The organism is Deminuibacter soli (assembly GCF_003412455.1).
In the GTDB taxonomy this organism is placed as follows: Bacteria; Bacteroidota; Bacteroidia; order Chitinophagales; family Chitinophagaceae; genus Deminuibacter; species Deminuibacter soli.
In genome coordinates this window covers 62,084-77,915 of the sequence record NZ_QTJU01000001.1, presented here as the reverse complement: position 1 = coordinate 77,915, position 15,832 = coordinate 62,084, and the positions used below count along the sequence as shown (strand labels likewise).

The following is a 15,832-nucleotide window of genomic DNA, read 5'->3' as shown; positions in this document are numbered from 1 at the left end:
AAATTTAAAAATTAAATTATGAAACGGTTCTCACAAATAATCATGCTTGCTTCGGTTGTTGCAGCCGGTACCGGATGTAACAAATTCCTGGAGGAAAAAAATCCTTCCAATTTCACACAAGACCAATTTTTCACCAGTGCAGAGCAGGCTACAGCTGCAGTAAATGAGCTGTATGCCGATATGCGTTTTATCACTGATGGTGCTGGTACATACGGCGAAAGTCCTTTTCTTTTACTTGAATACCCCACCGGTTTAAGCGAATCGCCTGAGGCTGCACAGAGTATCTACAACGGAACACTGCGCACGCTTACATCAGATAACGACAATAACTATTTCTATTCGTGGTGGCGCGGATGCTACAAAGCAATTGCCAATGCCAACCTGTCTATCAAGCGTATCCCTGGTGTTCCCATGGATTCTGTAGCAAGAAAACAGCTGGTAGGTCAGGCATACTTTTTCCGTGCATTGAATTATTTCTACCTGGTACGCATTTTTGGTGCTGTTCCTTACCAGGTTGAGCCTATTACAGGCCCCAATGATCCCAACCTTACATTGGGCCGCAGTTCTGTTGACAGTATCTACAGCCTGATCGTATCTGATCTTACCGCTGCTGAAGCTTCAGGTCTGCCCAACACTGATAACACCGGCAGAACCTCACTGGGCGCTGTTAAATCACTGTTGTCAAGTGTTTACCTCACTATGGCCGGCAACCCTTTGAACAAGGGTGCTGAGTATTATAAAAAAGCTGCCGACAAAGCTGCCGAGGTAATAAACGGTAATTGGTACACGCTGTTTGCCAGCTACGACCAGCTGCACAACCAGGCTGATAAAAACAAAGGGGAATTTATTTTGCAGAGCAATTATTCTGTTGCCGCAAATATCAACAGCACATTGTGTGCTTACATGATTCCCCGCGGAAAAGGCACCAGCAATTTTAGCGATGAATACGGTCTGTTACGTCCAACAAGCGCTTACTTCAAATCATATGAAGCAGGCGACAAACGTACACAGGAGCGCCAGTTCTACTACACCAAAGCTCCTTTGTATAAAGACCCTTCACAAACTGTTGAGTTTGGCGCACCATACCTGTACAAGTATTATGATGCCGTTGCTGCAACCAGCTCTACGCCGCAAAGTGATATCAACTGGACAATTATGCGCTATGCAGAATTGCTGTTGATTTATGCTGAGGCCGCAAACGAAGCAAACGGTGGCCCTACACAGGCAGCTTACGATGCTGTTAACCAGGTACGCCGCCGTGCAGGTTTGGCTGATCTCGCAGGCTTAAGCCAGCAGGATTTCAAAGAAGCAGTATGGCGTGAAAAATACCATGAGCTGTCTTTTGAGAACAAAATATGGTTTGATATGGTGCGTACTTTGAAAGTGTACAACACAGACAAAGGCACTTTTGAAAACTTCGAAGGGTTCACCTTTACTTACGGCCCGGTACTTACCAAAAAGTATGAGCTGTTTGGTATCCCCCGTCGTGAAATAGACAACAACAAAAACCTGCAAGGCCACCAGAATGAAGGATGGTAATGAATTGCGGTGTTAGATAAAAGGGCAGCCCATGGGCTGCCCTTTTGCGTGATATTCCTGTATGGCAGCCCCTTACACAACAGGCAATATTGCCATGCATTTGCCGGGTACAATAAGTTTGTGCCTGCAATGGTGACTATACCCCGGCGGATTACTGGTTTTGCGCCTGTTTACGCCCCATTATACCGGGGCATACCGTTGAATAATTAATAAAAGGTGCGCCTGTACAGGGTTTGCCTTTTATAATCAAGTACAATCCCCTATATTCGGTGATTAGTTTGAGTTTGCTTTATGAAAAAAGTTTCCCTGAAAGATATTGCCCAACTGGCGGGCGTTTCGCCTTCAACGGTTTCCTTTGTTCTTAACGGTAAAGCCCAGCAAATGCGCATTACAGCCGCAGTTGCCGAAAGGGTAGAGCAGGTGGCGCGCCAGCAGGGATATACACCCAACCAGGTGGCCATTAGCCTGCGTACCGGCGAAACCCGCATACTGGGTTTGCTGGTAGAAGATATTTCCAACCACTTTTTTGCTACACTTGCCCGCACCATTGAAGCGGAAGCTGAAAAATTCGGCTACAAGATTGTGTATTGCAGTACCGAAAACAATGCAGGCAAAGGCGGCGAGCTGCTGCGAATGTTGTCGCAACACCAGGTAGATGGCTTCCTGATCACGCCTTCCGTTGGCATGGAAGAAGACATTATGCAACTGGTACAGCACAAAAAACCGGTGGTATTGATCGACCGTTTTTTCCCCGGGATTGATGTGCCGTATGTAATGGTCGACAATGCACAGGGCGTAACCGAAGGCATGGAATTTCTCCTGAAAAAAGGTTACCGTAAAATCGGGTTTGTGAATGTAGATCTCGACCTGGTGCAGATTCACCAGCGTACCGACGCCTACAAACAAACACTGAAAGAAAAACAGATACCCTTTAAAAAGGAATACCTGCTGCAGGTGCCGTATCCTTACCAGCGCCAGGAAGCCATGAGTGCCATCAATGATTTTATTTTAAAGAACAAATCACTCGATGCCGTTTTCTTTGCTACCAACTATCTCGGTATACTTGGCCTGGAGAGTATTGTACGCGCAGGTTTGCATATACCAAAAGATATTGCCATGCTCTGTTTTGATGATCATGATATTTTCAGGTTATACCCCGAAGGCATTGCCATTATCCAGCAGCCGATCGAAGAAATTGCAGAAACGGCCATACATCTGCTGATGAGCGAGCTGGGCAAGGCCAAAACCAGGCCGGCCAAACGACAGGTGCAGCTGCAAACCAGTCTTATTTTGCGGAATTCGGAATAGTTTTGTTTTCTGTTTTGCAAAAACGTTTTAGTTTTCTATATTGGAACCCTATTAATTCTCACTAATGAAAAAAATAGCCTTGTTATGCGCTGCGGTACTGTCAGGTGCCGGCAGTTTTGCTCAGTTGGTTACACAGGTAAATGATCCTGTGGAATGGGTAAACCCTTTGATGGGTACCGATTCGAAAGTTGAATTGTCTAATGGTAATACTTATCCTGCGGTTGCCTTACCCTGGGGTATGAACCTGTGGAGCCCCCAGACAGGTAAAATGGGTAATGGCTGGGCATACCAGTATGCTGCTGATAAAATCAACGGTTTTAAACAAACCCACCAGCCTTCACCCTGGATGAACGATTATGGCGCATTTGCCATTATGCCTACCACCGGCAAACCCGTGTTTACCGAACACGACCGCGCCAGCTGGTTTTCACACAAAGCCGAGGTGTCAAAACCTTATTACTACAGCGTTTACCTCGCTGATCATGATGTTACCACTGAAATTGCACCAACCGAACGTGCAGCCAGTTTCCGTTTCACCTTCCCTGCTACCGACAGCGCTAACGTAATTGTTGATGCGCTGGACAGGGGTTCTTATATCAAAATTATTCCTGCAGAACGCAAGATCATTGGTTACACAACCCGCAACAGCGGCGGTGTTACCAAAAACTTCAAAAGCTATTTTGTGCTGGTGTTCGATCAGCCTTTCACCGCTACCTATACCTACAATGGTAAAGAATTGTCTGCTTCCACACTGGAGCTGACCGACAACCATGTAGGTGCCGTGGTATCTTTTAAAACTTCACGTGGCCAGCAAATCAATGCCCGCGTAGCTTCTTCCTATATCAGCCCTGAACAGGCGCTGACCAACTTGCAGGAAGTAGGCAGCAAAAGCTTTGAAACCGTTGCACAAAATGCAAAAGCAGCCTGGAACAAAGTACTGGGTCGCGTACAGGTGCAGGGTGGTTCTATCGACCAGATCCGCACTTTCTATTCCTGCTTGTACCGCATGCTGTTCTTCCCGCTGAAAATGTATGAAGTAGATGCTTCCGGTAAAATTGTTCACTACAGTCCTTACACCGGTGAAGTAGTACCCGGTTATATGTTTGGCGGCACGGGCTTCTGGGATACTTTCCGCGCCTTGTATCCTTTCCTCAACCTGATGTATCCTTCTATTGCCAAAGAAATGCAGGAAGGCCTGGTAAACGATTTCAAGGAAGGCGGTTACCTGCCCGAATGGTCTGCACCTGGCTTCCGCAGTGTAATGATCGGAAACAACTCTGCCTCTATTGTTGCAGAAGCTTACCTGAAAGGCATCCGCGGTTATGATATCAATACCCTGTTTGAAGCGCTGAAAAAAGATGCCAACACAGAAGGCCCGATGGATGCAGTTGCCCGTAAAGGTGTTCAATACTACAACGAACTGGGTTATGTACCGTACGATGTAAACATCAACGAAAATGCAGCCCGCACACTGGAATACGCATACGATGACTATGCTATTTATGCGCTGGGCAAAGCGCTGGGTAAACCTGCTTCAGAAATTGATATCTATGCCAAACGCAGCCAGAATTATAAAAACCTGTTCGATCCTGAGCATAAACTGATGCGTGGTAAAAACAAAGACGGCAAGTTCCAGGCCCCGTTCAATCCGTTTAAATGGGGTGATGCTTTTACTGAAGGCAACAGCTGGCACTATACCTGGAGCGTATTCCACGACATCAATGGTTTGATTGACCTGATGGGTGGCAAAAAAGATTTTGTGCAGATGCTGGATTCTGTGTTTGTAATGCCGCCTGTTTTCGACGACAGCTACTATGGCACTACCATTCACGAGATCAGGGAAATGCAGATTGCCAACATGGGCCAGTATGCACACGGCAACCAGCCTATCCAGCATATGGCATACCTGTACAACTATGCAGGTGAACCCTGGAAAACACAGTACCATGTACGTGAAATCATCAACAGGTTTTACCGCCCCACACCCGATGGTTATTGCGGTGATGAAGACAATGGCCAAACCTCGGCCTGGTATGTGTTCTCTTCCCTGGGCTTTTATCCTGTTACCCCTGCCAGCGACCAGTATGTGTTAGGCGCTCCTTTGTTTAAAAAGGCGATCCTGAACCTGGAAAATGGCAAGCAGTTCACCATTACTGCAGACGCTAACAGCGATGCCAACCGTTATGTAAACGACTTTAAACTGAACGGTGCCAGCTATGGCAAAAACTGGATCAGCCATTGGGATGTACTGAAAGGCGGCAGCCTGTCTGCTGACATGAAGTCAACCCCCAACAAAACACGCGGCACTACCGCAACGGCTTTCCCTTACTCGTTCTCTACAGATAAAAAATAACAGCAACAAAGGCGGTTGTTCACAAACAGCCGCCTTTTTTTATGTCCTATATTTTATGAGCATGCGCAACAAAAAAATCGGCAGCCTGCTGGCAGCAGCAGCTATTTCAGCTATTCATTGTTTACCTGCATCGGCAGCAAAACAACCACTGGAGCAAAAATTCCATACCAAAGATTCTATTGTAAAAAACGGCTATACGCTTATTTTCATTAACGAAGATTCTGCATTCAGCATGGTGACCAAACAAAAAATGGTGGATGCCTTTTTTACGGTTTATCCCAAGGAAGCAGCACGCTATAACAAGGCTACTTTAAAGACGGTTACGTTTGTAATTGATCCATCTTATGATGGTGTTGCAGCCACCGGTGATGGTGTTGCACGTTATAACCCCATCTGGCTGCTGAAACATCCGGAAGACATTGATGTGGTAACACATGAAGTGATGCACATTGTGCAGGCTTATCCAGATGATGCAGGCCCGGGATGGTTAACCGAAGGTATTGCCGATTATGTACGTTACGATTATGGGGTAAACAATGCAGCCGCCAAATGGGCTTTACCTGCATTTGCCCCTACGCAACACTACGACAATGCTTACCGTATTACTGCACGTTTCCTGGTATGGTTAGAGAAAAACAAAAAAGCAGGTATTGTGCAAACGCTCGATAAAAGCATGCGCACCAAAACCTATACGCCGGAAATATGGAAAAAGCTTACCGGCAGCACCCTCGATGAATTGTGGGATGCCTATGCCAAACAGCCGGCTTTGTAAAATCGGGGATAATAGAATACTGATAATGATGAGGGGCAGTTTGCGAAAGCAGGCTGCCTTTTTTTGTAGTAGGCCATGTTGCAGGGCAGGCAATAAAAAACCGGGGCAAGACTACCCCGGTTGGTTGTTATATGCTGATTATAAAGAAAAGACTGTTTATTTTTTTACAGGTTTGGTGCTCATCACAAATACCAGCTTGCCGCCATTCATGATTTCGCTGTGCGTAATGTACAACCTGTTTAAAGGCTGGCCATTCAGCAATACCTGTTTTACATATACTGCTTTGTCGCTTTGATTCTGCGCTTCGATAGTAAACGTTTTTCCGTTCTCAAGGTTCAATACGGCGCCATTTATTGCAGGGCTGCCCAGCGAATACTGATCACTGCCGGGTGCAACCGGGTAAAAACCAAGCGTGCTGAAGATATACCATGCGCTCATCTGCCCGCAATCATCGTTACCACCCAGGCCGTCAGATTTTGGCGCGTACATTTTTTTCAGGATCATGCGCACACGTTCCTGTGTTTTCCAGGGCTCACCAGCCCAGTTGTACAGGTAGGCCACATGGTGTGAAGGTTCGTTGCCGTGAACATAGTTACCGATAATACCGTCGCGGGTAATGTCTTCTGTTTCGGCAAAGTATTTATCAGGCAGCTCCATGGTAAACAGTGAATCGAGGTATTGTACAAAACGTTTTTTGCCGCCCATGAGTGTAATAAGCTGTGCAGGATCGTGCGGTACATACAAGGTGTAGTTCCAGGCATTGCCTTCAATAAAGCCTTCGTTGATGGTGCTTAACGGATCAAATGCTGCCCTGAATGTGCCATCGCTCAGTTTGGGTCGCATGAAACCTGAACTGGCATCATACACGTTTTTATAGTATTCTGAACGTTTGATGAATTCATTGTACACATCCATCCTGTTCAGCTTTTTCGCCAGCTGGGCTATACACCAGTCATCATAGGAATATTCCTGCGTGGTAGAAACAGCAGAACCGTTTTTATCAGCAGGGATATAACCTTTATCCATGTAATAGTTAAGGCCGTCAAAGCCACGGTTGTGTGCTGTAGTTACGCAGGCATCCAGTGCACGGTTGGCATCGTTGGTAAGAATGCCTTTTACATAGGCATCTGCCACAACAGATACACTGTGGTAACCCGTCATACACCAGTTCTCATTGCCATAGTGCGACCAGATGGGCAGCATATGCTCTGCGCTTTGATCAAAATGTGCCAGCATGGATTTTACCATGTCTGCATTACGCGCAGGCTGTACCAGGTTAAACAACGGGTGCAATGCACGGTGGGTATCCCACAGGGAGAACGTGGTGTAGTTGGTAAAGTCTTTGGCCTGGTGCACCTGCTGATCCAGTCCGCGGTATGAACCGTCTACATCCATATACACCGTAGGGTTAATGAATGCGTGGTACATGGCAGTGTAGAAATTTTGTTTCTCTTCATCACTGTTGCTTTGGATGGTGATTTTAGACAGTTCTTTTTCCCACAATGCCTGGCCATCGGCTTTTACTTTTTCAAAATCCCAGCCCGGTGCTTCGGTGCGCAGGTTTTGCAATGCACCGGCAATGCTTACAGGTGACAGGGCGAATTTGAGTTTGATTTTTTCACCTTCTGTGGTTTTGAAATCAAAATATGCACGCAGCTGCTTGCCTGCTATTTCAGGGAAATTGCTGCTCTGGTTAAACTTGCCCCAGAAGCCGCGGTATACCTGCTTTTTAGAAAAATTTTTATTGCCGTACTGGAAGAAAGGTTTGGAGAAGCTGATGGCAAAATATTCAGTACGGGTTCTGGCCCAGCCATTGGTTTGGCGGTAACCGGTAACCAGTGTATCGTTTTCTATGCGCAATACGGTCCACACGTTTTTATCCTCATAACCATAGATATTGTGCATCAGGTCAAGGATAATGTGCGACTGATCGCTGGCAGGGAAGGTGTACTGGTGAAAGCCCACACGGTTGGTCGCTGTCAGCTCGGCCGTGATATTGTAGTCTTCCAGTTTTACCTTGTAGTAAGCCGCTTCTGCCACTTCAGTAGTGTGCGAGAAGGCGGAGCGGTAACCGCTGCGAGGCGCATCGGCTGTACCGGGATTCAGTTTCAGTTCACCGGTGGTAGGCATAACCAGGAAGTCGCCAAGATCTGAGTGGCCGGTACCGCTGAAATGCGTGTGGCTGAAACCGACAATGGTTTTGTCTTCGTACTGGTAACCTGCGCAGTATTTGTATACGTCGGGGTTGTACTTGCCATTCATTTCATAAGGAATAGTGTCAGTGTCTGGGCTCAGCTGCACCATGCCGAAAGGCACGGTAGCGCCGGGGTAAGTGTGACCCATGCGCTCGGTGCCGATGATGGGTTTTACGTATTTAACCAGCTGGGCCTGAGCTTGATATCCCAGCAACAGGCTAAGCGCTGCGAGGGATGTGGATACAGTTTTTTTCAACATTGGTTTTAGAACGAGATTATAACTTAGGGTAAATCGTTTTAGCTAATGGGTAAAAATAATCATTTTTCTTGTTTACTGCGCCCTGAAATGCCGGTAAATACAGTGTTTGGCCAATGGTATCCTTTTTGACATGCAGATAAAAGCGGCGAACCTGCTGAAATTATAATTCCCGTTTTATGCGCAGAAGACCTGTCGTTTCATCTGTTATTCAATCTGCCGGATATGAGCCTGGCAGCCAGGTGCTGGAAATTGCATTTGTAGAGAGCGGTCATGTATACCAGTACCTGGATGTGCCCGGACATATTTACAGCGCATTGTTGCGCGCGCACTCGAAAGGGAAATACTACAACCAGTATATTAAAGAGCAATATGCCTTTAAACAGGTGCGTTAGTTATTGCACGGCTGCCATAAAAAGGCGCAGGCAATTTGCCCGCGCCGTGATTTTCTCATGTAAACCGGAAAACAATTAATTTCTTACCGGCTTGCCTGTTTTAAGCACGCCCTGTATGCGTTCGAGCGTTTTGCGCTCGCCGCACAAACTCAGGAAGGCTTCACGTTCCAGGTCAAGTAAATATTGTTCAGATACGAGGCTTTGTTCACTTAAATCACCGCCGCACATGACGTATGCCAGCTTGCGTGCTACCAGTGCATCGTGATCGGTAGCATAATTACCGCGCCACATGGCATGTATGCCTGCATACAAGGCACCGAGTGCAGAGCGGCCCAGCACTTTTACATCTTTGCGTTGCACAGGCATGGTGTAGCCCTGGTTGTACATTTCTATCACCGCATTTTTTGCTTCTGCAATTCTACGACCCTGGTTCAGCACCACTTCATCGTGGCCTTTGCGCAGTATGCCCAGTTCGTACGCTTCAAAGCCCGAGGTGGCAACTTTGGCAGTGGCAATATTGAAGAAGCGGTTTTTTAGGGTAATGGTTTCCGGTTCGTCTTCGTGCATTTCATCACCTGCGCGCAACACAAACTCCTTGGTGCCGCCGCCGCCGGGGATTAAGCCCACACCCAGCTCCACCAGGCCGATATAGGTTTCTGCTGCAGCATACACTTTATCAGCATGCAGGTTCATTTCGCAACCGCCGCCCAGTGTTAAGCCATGTGGTGCTACTACAATAGGTACAGCGGAATATCTCACACGCATCATGCTGTTCTGGAACAGGCGGATGGCCATATCCAGCTCATCATATTCCTGTTCAACCGCAAACATAAATATCATACCCACATTGGCGCCTGCGCTGAAATTGGGGCCATCATTGGCTATTACCAGTCCTTTGAATTTTTCTTCCGCAATGCCAATGCTTTTGTTCAATGCCTCGAGTACTTCGCTGCCAATGCTGTTCATTTTGGTGTTCCATTGCAGGGCCACCACATCATCCCCGATATCTACCAGCGATGCATTGCTGTTTTTCCATACTGTTTTTTCCTTGTGGTGATTGAGTATAATAAAGGCATCACCACCCGGCACGGGTTTATAAGTTTGCGAGGCCACATCGTAGTATAAACGTTTGCCGTGTTCTATTTTATAAAAGCTGGTATTGCCTTTCTGCAACATTTCCTCTACCCATGGCGCCACGGTATAACCAGCTGCTTTCAGTGCTTCGGTTGACCGGGCTACACCCAATGTATCCCAGCTTTCAAATGCGCCTATTTCCCAGCCAAAACCGGCCATCATGGCATCGTCAATACGATACAGTTCATCGCTTATTTCAGGGATGCGGTGCGAGATATAAGAGAACAATGCATAGTGAAAATGACGCAGAAACTCAGCAGCCTTGTCTTGTCCTGCCGCCAGCATTTTGAGGCGTTGTTTCAGGTCTTCTACAGGTTTGGCGGCTTCTACCGAAGCGAATTTGGGTTTCTGCCTGGGGCCGTATTCGAGTGTTTTTAAATCAAGCACGTCAATTTCCTTTTCACCGCCTGCACTCTTTCTTTTCTGGAAGAACCCTTGCCCGGTTTTATCCCCCAGCCATTTGTTGTTCACCATGGTTTCGAGCCATGCGGGAATGGCAAATACTGCCCTGGCTTCATCATCCGGGCAGTTCTGCGCCACGCCTTTGGCCACATTCACCAGGGTATCAATGCCCACCACATCTGCCGTACGGAAGGTGGCTGATTTTGGCCGGCCAATAAGCGGGCCTGTCAATGCATCCACTTCATCGATAGTAAGACCCAGCTTTTCCATGTTGTTGAAAATGCTCATAATGCCAAACACACCAATGCGGTTGGCGATGAATGCCGGTGTGTCTTTCGCCAGCACCGTGGTTTTGCCGAGGTGCAGGTCGCCGTAGTGCATCAGGAAATCAATGATCTCCGGATCTGTTTCTCTGGTAGGAATAATCTCGAGCAAACGCAGGTAGCGCGGCGGGTTAAAAAAGTGTGTGCCGCAGAAATGCTTCCTGAAATCATCACTGCGCCCTTTAGACAGCAGGTTGATGGGAATACCCGAAGTATTGGAAGTAATGAGCGTGCCCGGCTTGCGGAACTGCTCTACTTTTTCGTATACCTGTTGCTTGATATCCAGCCGCTCTACCACCACTTCAATTACCCAGTCGTAGGTGGCGATATCTTTCATGTTATCGTCAAAATTGCCGGTACTGATGCGTTTGAGTGCGTCTTTGGTGTACAGGGGAGACGGGTTGCTTTTTACAGCAGCCTGTAAGGCATCATTGACAATTTTGTTGCGCTGCGCCGGTTTGGCATCAGCAGGCAAATCTTTCGGAACAATGTCGAGCAGCAATACCTGCAGCCCCACGCCTGCAAAATGACAGGCAATCCTCGACCCCATTACGCCGCTTCCAAGTACTGCAACCTTTTTGATAACTCTTTTCATATGAACATTTTTTAGCTACAAGCTGCAAGCCTCGAGCTGCGAGCCTGAGCCTGTAGACTGAATAGGTATTATATCAGAGAATGACAATTATTTTCAACCGCTTTATTTCAATTTCACAAGAAATGCCATCAACATCTTTTGAATCTCCAGCACCAAAGACGTGCAGTACGCAATTTCATGAGCGTAGCTGTCAGGATATGATTTGTCAATAGCAATCAATACAGTTTCAGTTTCAAAAGCGGATCCGAGCGATCTCTCCAGGTATATCCTGTATTGCGCCTGGCTGTGATATGCACTTCCTTCCGCGATATTGGAAGGAATGGATAATGCAGCACGCCTGAGTTGAGAACATGTTTCGTAACGTTCAGCAACTGGCAATTTTCTAACGAGTTTGTCTGTATAGATAAACAAATCAATCCCTTTCTGCCACACAAGCAATTTCTTAAAATCCCTCATAGTCAACTGAGTTTTTAAAAAGCTTGCAGCTAGAAGCTCGTAGCTCGCAGCTTAAATTGGTTAGCTATGCAACTAATTTAGTTCAAGTTAATGAATTTTCATTCCTGCGGAAAAGATTTAATATTTCTTTTTTGGCAGGGTGGTACCTGTTGGTGTGGGTTACAGGTTATTGAGTTGGGTGAATGATTGTTTAAGTGCGGGGTATAACCCTTCGTATATGTTGAAATAGGCCTGGTAGGTGGCGTGGGTGGCGGGGTTGGGCTCAATGGTAGACAGGTGTTGTACCAGGTGTTTTACATCCAGCGGGTTTTGAATAATGCCGCGGGCGTACATGGCCAGCATGGCTGCACCAATGGCCGAGGCATCGGCGCCATCGGTGCGGATGATGGTTTTGCCGGTGATGTCTGCCAGCAATTGCAACCAGAAGGCAGAATGGGTAAAACCACCGCTTGCATAAATGCGGTTGACAGTACCGGTATTGGCTTCCACGGTTTGAAGTACCTGCTGCAGGGCGAACAGGATTCCCTCCATTACGGCACGCAGCAAATGCGGCGGCTGGTGGCGGGTGGTGAGGCCCAGGAACACGCCTTTGGCGCCTGCATCCCACACAGGGGCACGCTCGCCCAGCAGGTAGGGTAAGAACAGGAGTTTGTCTGCACCGGGCGGTACAGTGGCGGCAACCTGCCACAGTCTTTCAAAATCTTCATCGCTTTGCAGGGGCAGCTGCAATACTTTCTGCGCTATCCATTGCAGTGCGATACCGCCGTTGTTGGTAGGGCCGCCGGTGACGAATAATTTGTCTGTCAGAATATAGCGGAACAGGCGTGCATGTGCATCAGCAGGTGCGTTGGCGCTGATAACGCGAACGGCGCCGCTGGTGCCAATGGTGAGTGCTGCTTCGCCGGGGGCAACTGCACCGCAGCCAAGGTTGGCGAGTGTGCCATCACTGGCACCCAGCACAAAAGGAAGGTTTTGTGCGGCAGGCAGTATGCGCGCTATTCCGGGCAGCAGGCCGGTTTCGCTGTGTGTGCAGTTCATTGGGGTAGAGAGCTGGTCTGCACGGATACCCGCTGCTGCAAGGGCAGGGGCATACCATTGACTGGTTTCGGCATCAAACAGGCCGGTGGCCGAGGCAATGGAGTAATCTACTACATACCTGCCAAACAGTTTGTAAAACACGTATTCTTTGATGGAGATAAACTTGTGCGTTTGGGCAAACACATCAGGCTGTTCTTCGCGCAGCCAGATGAGTTTGCTCAGCGGGGACATGGGGTGTATGGGCGTGCCGGTATGACTGAATATATCTGCCGCATCGGGGCGTTGCAGCAGTTCATTGGCCCGGCGTTCACTGCGGGTGTCGGCCCAGGTAATAGAGCGGGTGAGGGGTTTGCCTGTGGCATCTACCGCTATAACGCTGTGCATGGCTGCGCTGAAACTAATGGCCAGCACTTCCCGGCCATCACTGGCGCCGAGGGCTTCGTGCAACATGGTAAGCACACTTTGAAAAATAAGGTCAGGGTCCTGCTCACTTTGTCCGCGCGTTTCCTGGATAATGGGATAACCCATTTTACAGGTATGGTAAATTTCCCCTTTGGTATTTACGGTAACGGCTTTACAATTGGTGGTTCCGATGTCTATTGCAATAATGTGCGCCATGGTTTGCTGTTCTGTGCATGCTAATGTAGGCATTTAATGAGTACAGAATAATGCTGCGCGGGATTGTCTGCGAATTGCAGGTTGGCACTAAAGATGACCTGGCCTTTAGTTCGTGGTTAGCGAATTAAGGGAAACAAAACAGGGAAACCACTGCATTGCTGCAATCGTTTCCCTATTCATTCTATTCCCTGTAGCAGGAGCTATTTCACCGTGTTGCCTGCGCCAATGGCTTCTTCGGGGTTCACGAAAAACAGTCTGCCATCGTGCTCGGCCATCAGTATCATGCCGTGGCTTTCAATGCCCCGCAGCTTGCGCGGCGCCAGGTTGGCTACCACCACTACCTGTTTGCCTACAATAGCTTCGGGCGCAAAATGCTGGGCAATGCCCGATACAATGGTGCGCTTTTCAAAACCCAGGTCTACTTCCAGTTTCAGCAGTTTATCGGCCTTGGGCACTTTTTCTGCTGCCAGTATGGTGCCTATGCGCAGGTCGAGTTTTTCAAAGTCTTCATATACAATCTCCGGCTTAACAGCAGGTATTTCAACAGCTGCACTGGCCTGTGCTTTAGTATCTGCAACCTGTTGTGCAGCGGTTGCTGCTGCCAGACCAGCTTTCAGTTTCTCTACCTGGTGCGTAATTTCTGCATCTTCAATTTTACGGAACAACAGCTCCGGTGCGCGCAGTGAATAACCAACGCTCAGCAGTTTCATACTGCCGGCATTGCTCCAGTCCAGTATTTTATCTACCACCTTCATCATGTGCAGCATTTTCTGCGCAGTGAAGGGCAGGAATGGATTAATGAATATCGCCAGGTTGGCAGTTAACTGCAGGGAAATGTGCATGCTGTTGTCAATCAGCTGCTGCAGCTGCGCTACATTGCCTTCTGCTTCGCCCTTGTTGATCTTTTCAATCAGTGATGCCTTTTTCCAGGGCTCTCTTTCCTGCAGGTAGCGGTTGCCTTCACGTGCCAGGTCAATCACCGCAAACTGTGCTTCCCTGAACTTATACTGCTCCAGCAGTGTTTCCACTTTTTCCTTGGTGGCACTGATTTGGGCAATGATCTTTTTATCGGTATCATCCATCAGCTCATTGTGAAACACGGGCACTTTGCCGTTGCACAGTTTGTGCATGAGTACAAAGGCGCGGTTCACGAAGTTGCCGAATATGGCTACCAGCTCGCTGTTGTTGGCATCCTGGAAACCTTTCCAGGTAAACTCGCTGTCTTTTGTTTCCGGCGCAATGGCGGTGAGATAATAACGCAGCACATCGGCCATTTGCGAGCCGCCGTTTTCCGGCTTGATGAAGTCATCAATGTAATCCTGCATTTCCAGTTTCCAGTTGCGGCTGGTGCTCATTTTGTCGCCTTCGAGGTTCATAAACTCGTTGGCAGGCACATTATCGGGCAGTATGTTGTTGTGCAGCTGCAGCATTACCGGGAAAATGATGCAGTGGAATACGATGTTGTCTTTACCAATAAAATGCACCAGCTTGGTTTCTTTATCGTTCCAGTAAGGCTGCCAGTCTTTGCCGTTGTCAATAGCCCATTGCTTGGTAGCGCTGATGTAACCGATCGGCGCATCGAACCATACGTACAATACTTTGCCTTGTGCTTCCGGCAGCGGTACCTGTATGCCCCAGTCAAGATCGCGCGTTACGGCGCGTGGCTGCAGGCCACCGTCAATCCAGCTTTTGCATTGGCCTACCACGCTTGCGCGCCAGTCGTCTTTGTGATCGGCGAGTATCCACTTGCGCAGAAATTCTTCGTGGCGGTTTAACGGCAGGTACCAGTGCGTGGTAAGTTTTTTAACAGGGGGCAAGCCGCTTAAGGTACTCACCGGGTTGATGAGTTCATCCGGGCTCAGTGCCGTTCCGCAGCGTTCGCACTGGTCGCCGTAAGCGCTGTCGTTACCACAGTTGGGGCAGGTGCCTTTTATATAACGGTCGGCCAGGAAGGTCTGCGCCGTTTCGTCGTAATACTGTTCTGTTTCCTTTGTTTCCAGTTCGCCTCTTTCATGCAGCGAAGTAAAAAACTCGCGTGCTGTTTCGTGGTGAATGGGTGAGCTGGTGCGGTGGTAAATATCGAACGAAATACCCAGGTCAGCAAAGTTCTGCTGAATAATGGGATGGTATTTATCAATGATGGCCTGTGCCGTGGTATTTTCTTTCATGGCCTGGATAGGAATAGCTGTTCCATGCTCATCACTGCCGCATACAAATGCAACATCCCTTTTTTGTGCACGCAGGTAACGTACATAAATATCCGCAGGCAGGTAAGCGCCGGCAAGGTGGCCAATGTGTTTTAACCCGTTGGCATAAGGTAAGGCTGCTGTAATTAAATATCGTTTCGGTTGATTCATTTGCTGTGCTTCTTTTTATGCTGCTGAACTTTTAAAGTGGCCGGGCAGCGCGCCACAGAATACAAAAATACCTTAAACGGCGCGCTAACCC

10 protein-coding genes are annotated in these 15,832 nt (G+C 48.1%); 5 read left to right on the top strand and 5 right to left on the bottom strand.

Features of this window, described 5'->3' with window-relative positions; translation table 11 throughout:
* Window positions 1–18: 18 nt before the first annotated feature.
* The 4 genes from DXN05_RS00310 to DXN05_RS00295 all read left to right on the top strand — a co-directional run bounded on the left by DXN05_RS00310 (window position 19) and on the right by DXN05_RS00295 (window position 5,972).
* The gene (locus DXN05_RS00310; protein ID WP_116845222.1) at window positions 19–1,539 is read left to right on the top strand and encodes a RagB/SusD family nutrient uptake outer membrane protein; all 1,521 of its coding nucleotides are present in this window, start codon (window positions 19–21) and stop codon (window positions 1,537–1,539) included.
* A gap of 291 nt (window positions 1,540–1,830) precedes the next feature.
* On the top strand, window positions 1,831–2,847 hold the full coding sequence (locus DXN05_RS00305) for a LacI family DNA-binding transcriptional regulator (protein WP_116845221.1): 1,017 nt from the start codon (window positions 1,831–1,833) through the stop codon (window positions 2,845–2,847).
* A gap of 64 nt (window positions 2,848–2,911) precedes the next feature.
* On the top strand, window positions 2,912–5,200 hold the full coding sequence (locus DXN05_RS00300; RefSeq protein ID WP_116845220.1) for a GH92 family glycosyl hydrolase: 2,289 nt from the start codon (window positions 2,912–2,914) through the stop codon (window positions 5,198–5,200).
* Between the two features lie 61 nt (window positions 5,201–5,261).
* Window positions 5,262–5,972: a basic secretory protein-like protein gene (locus tag DXN05_RS00295; RefSeq protein ID WP_116846334.1), complete on the top strand. Its 711-nt coding sequence runs from the start codon at window positions 5,262–5,264 to the stop codon at window positions 5,970–5,972.
* A gap of 156 nt (window positions 5,973–6,128) precedes the next feature.
* Here the strand turns inward: DXN05_RS00295 and DXN05_RS00290 are convergent, their stop codons facing one another.
* On the bottom strand, window positions 6,129–8,426 hold the full coding sequence (locus DXN05_RS00290) for a GH92 family glycosyl hydrolase (RefSeq protein ID WP_116845219.1): 2,298 nt from the start codon (window positions 8,424–8,426) through the stop codon (window positions 6,129–6,131).
* A 176-nt stretch (window positions 8,427–8,602) separates the two neighbouring features.
* Here DXN05_RS00290 and DXN05_RS00285 point away from each other — a divergent pair, with 176 nt between their 5' ends.
* A complete protein-coding gene (locus tag DXN05_RS00285) occupies window positions 8,603–8,818 on the top strand; it encodes a KTSC domain-containing protein (RefSeq protein WP_116845218.1) in 216 nt (71 codons plus the stop codon).
* Between the two features lie 75 nt (window positions 8,819–8,893).
* Here DXN05_RS00285 and DXN05_RS00280 read toward each other — a convergent pair whose 3' ends face one another.
* From DXN05_RS00280 to metG, 4 genes are all read right to left on the bottom strand, one after another.
* Window positions 8,894–11,272 carry a 3-hydroxyacyl-CoA dehydrogenase/enoyl-CoA hydratase family protein gene (locus DXN05_RS00280; protein WP_116845217.1) on the bottom strand — a complete coding sequence of 793 codons (2,379 nt, stop codon included), beginning with the start codon at window positions 11,270–11,272 and terminating at the stop codon, window positions 8,894–8,896.
* Window positions 11,273–11,374: 102 nt separating this feature from the next.
* On the bottom strand, window positions 11,375–11,728 hold the full coding sequence (locus DXN05_RS00275; RefSeq protein WP_116845216.1) for a four helix bundle protein: 354 nt from the start codon (window positions 11,726–11,728) through the stop codon (window positions 11,375–11,377).
* A gap of 159 nt (window positions 11,729–11,887) precedes the next feature.
* Entirely contained in the window at window positions 11,888–13,384 is a 1,497-nt protein-coding gene (locus tag DXN05_RS00270) for a gluconokinase (RefSeq protein ID WP_158559084.1), read from the bottom strand.
* A 200-nt stretch (window positions 13,385–13,584) separates the two neighbouring features.
* The gene (metG, locus tag DXN05_RS00265) at window positions 13,585–15,741 is read right to left on the bottom strand and encodes a methionine--tRNA ligase (protein ID WP_116845214.1); all 2,157 of its coding nucleotides are present in this window, start codon (window positions 15,739–15,741) and stop codon (window positions 13,585–13,587) included.
* Between the last annotated feature and the right edge of the window lie 91 nt (window positions 15,742–15,832).

Bases quoted from the DNA above. Each gene is read 5' to 3' on its own strand.
- metG (WP_116845214.1), bottom strand. From the start codon at position 15,741: ATGAATCAACCGAAACGATATTTAATTACAGCAGCCTTACCTTATGCC.
- DXN05_RS00310 (WP_116845222.1), top strand. From the start codon at position 19: ATGAAACGGTTCTCACAAATAATCATGCTTGCTTCGGTTGTTGCAGCC.
- DXN05_RS00270 (WP_158559084.1), bottom strand. From the start codon at position 13,384: ATGGCGCACATTATTGCAATAGACATCGGAACCACCAATTGTAAAGCC.
- DXN05_RS00300 (WP_116845220.1), top strand. From the start codon at position 2,912: ATGAAAAAAATAGCCTTGTTATGCGCTGCGGTACTGTCAGGTGCCGGC.
- DXN05_RS00305 (WP_116845221.1), top strand. From the start codon at position 1,831: ATGAAAAAAGTTTCCCTGAAAGATATTGCCCAACTGGCGGGCGTTTCG.
- DXN05_RS00280 (WP_116845217.1), bottom strand. From the start codon at position 11,272: ATGAAAAGAGTTATCAAAAAGGTTGCAGTACTTGGAAGCGGCGTAATG.
- DXN05_RS00275 (WP_116845216.1), bottom strand. From the start codon at position 11,728: ATGAGGGATTTTAAGAAATTGCTTGTGTGGCAGAAAGGGATTGATTTG.
- DXN05_RS00295 (WP_116846334.1), top strand. From the start codon at position 5,262: ATGCGCAACAAAAAAATCGGCAGCCTGCTGGCAGCAGCAGCTATTTCA.
- DXN05_RS00290 (WP_116845219.1), bottom strand. From the start codon at position 8,426: ATGTTGAAAAAAACTGTATCCACATCCCTCGCAGCGCTTAGCCTGTTG.
- DXN05_RS00285 (WP_116845218.1), top strand. From the start codon at position 8,603: ATGCGCAGAAGACCTGTCGTTTCATCTGTTATTCAATCTGCCGGATAT.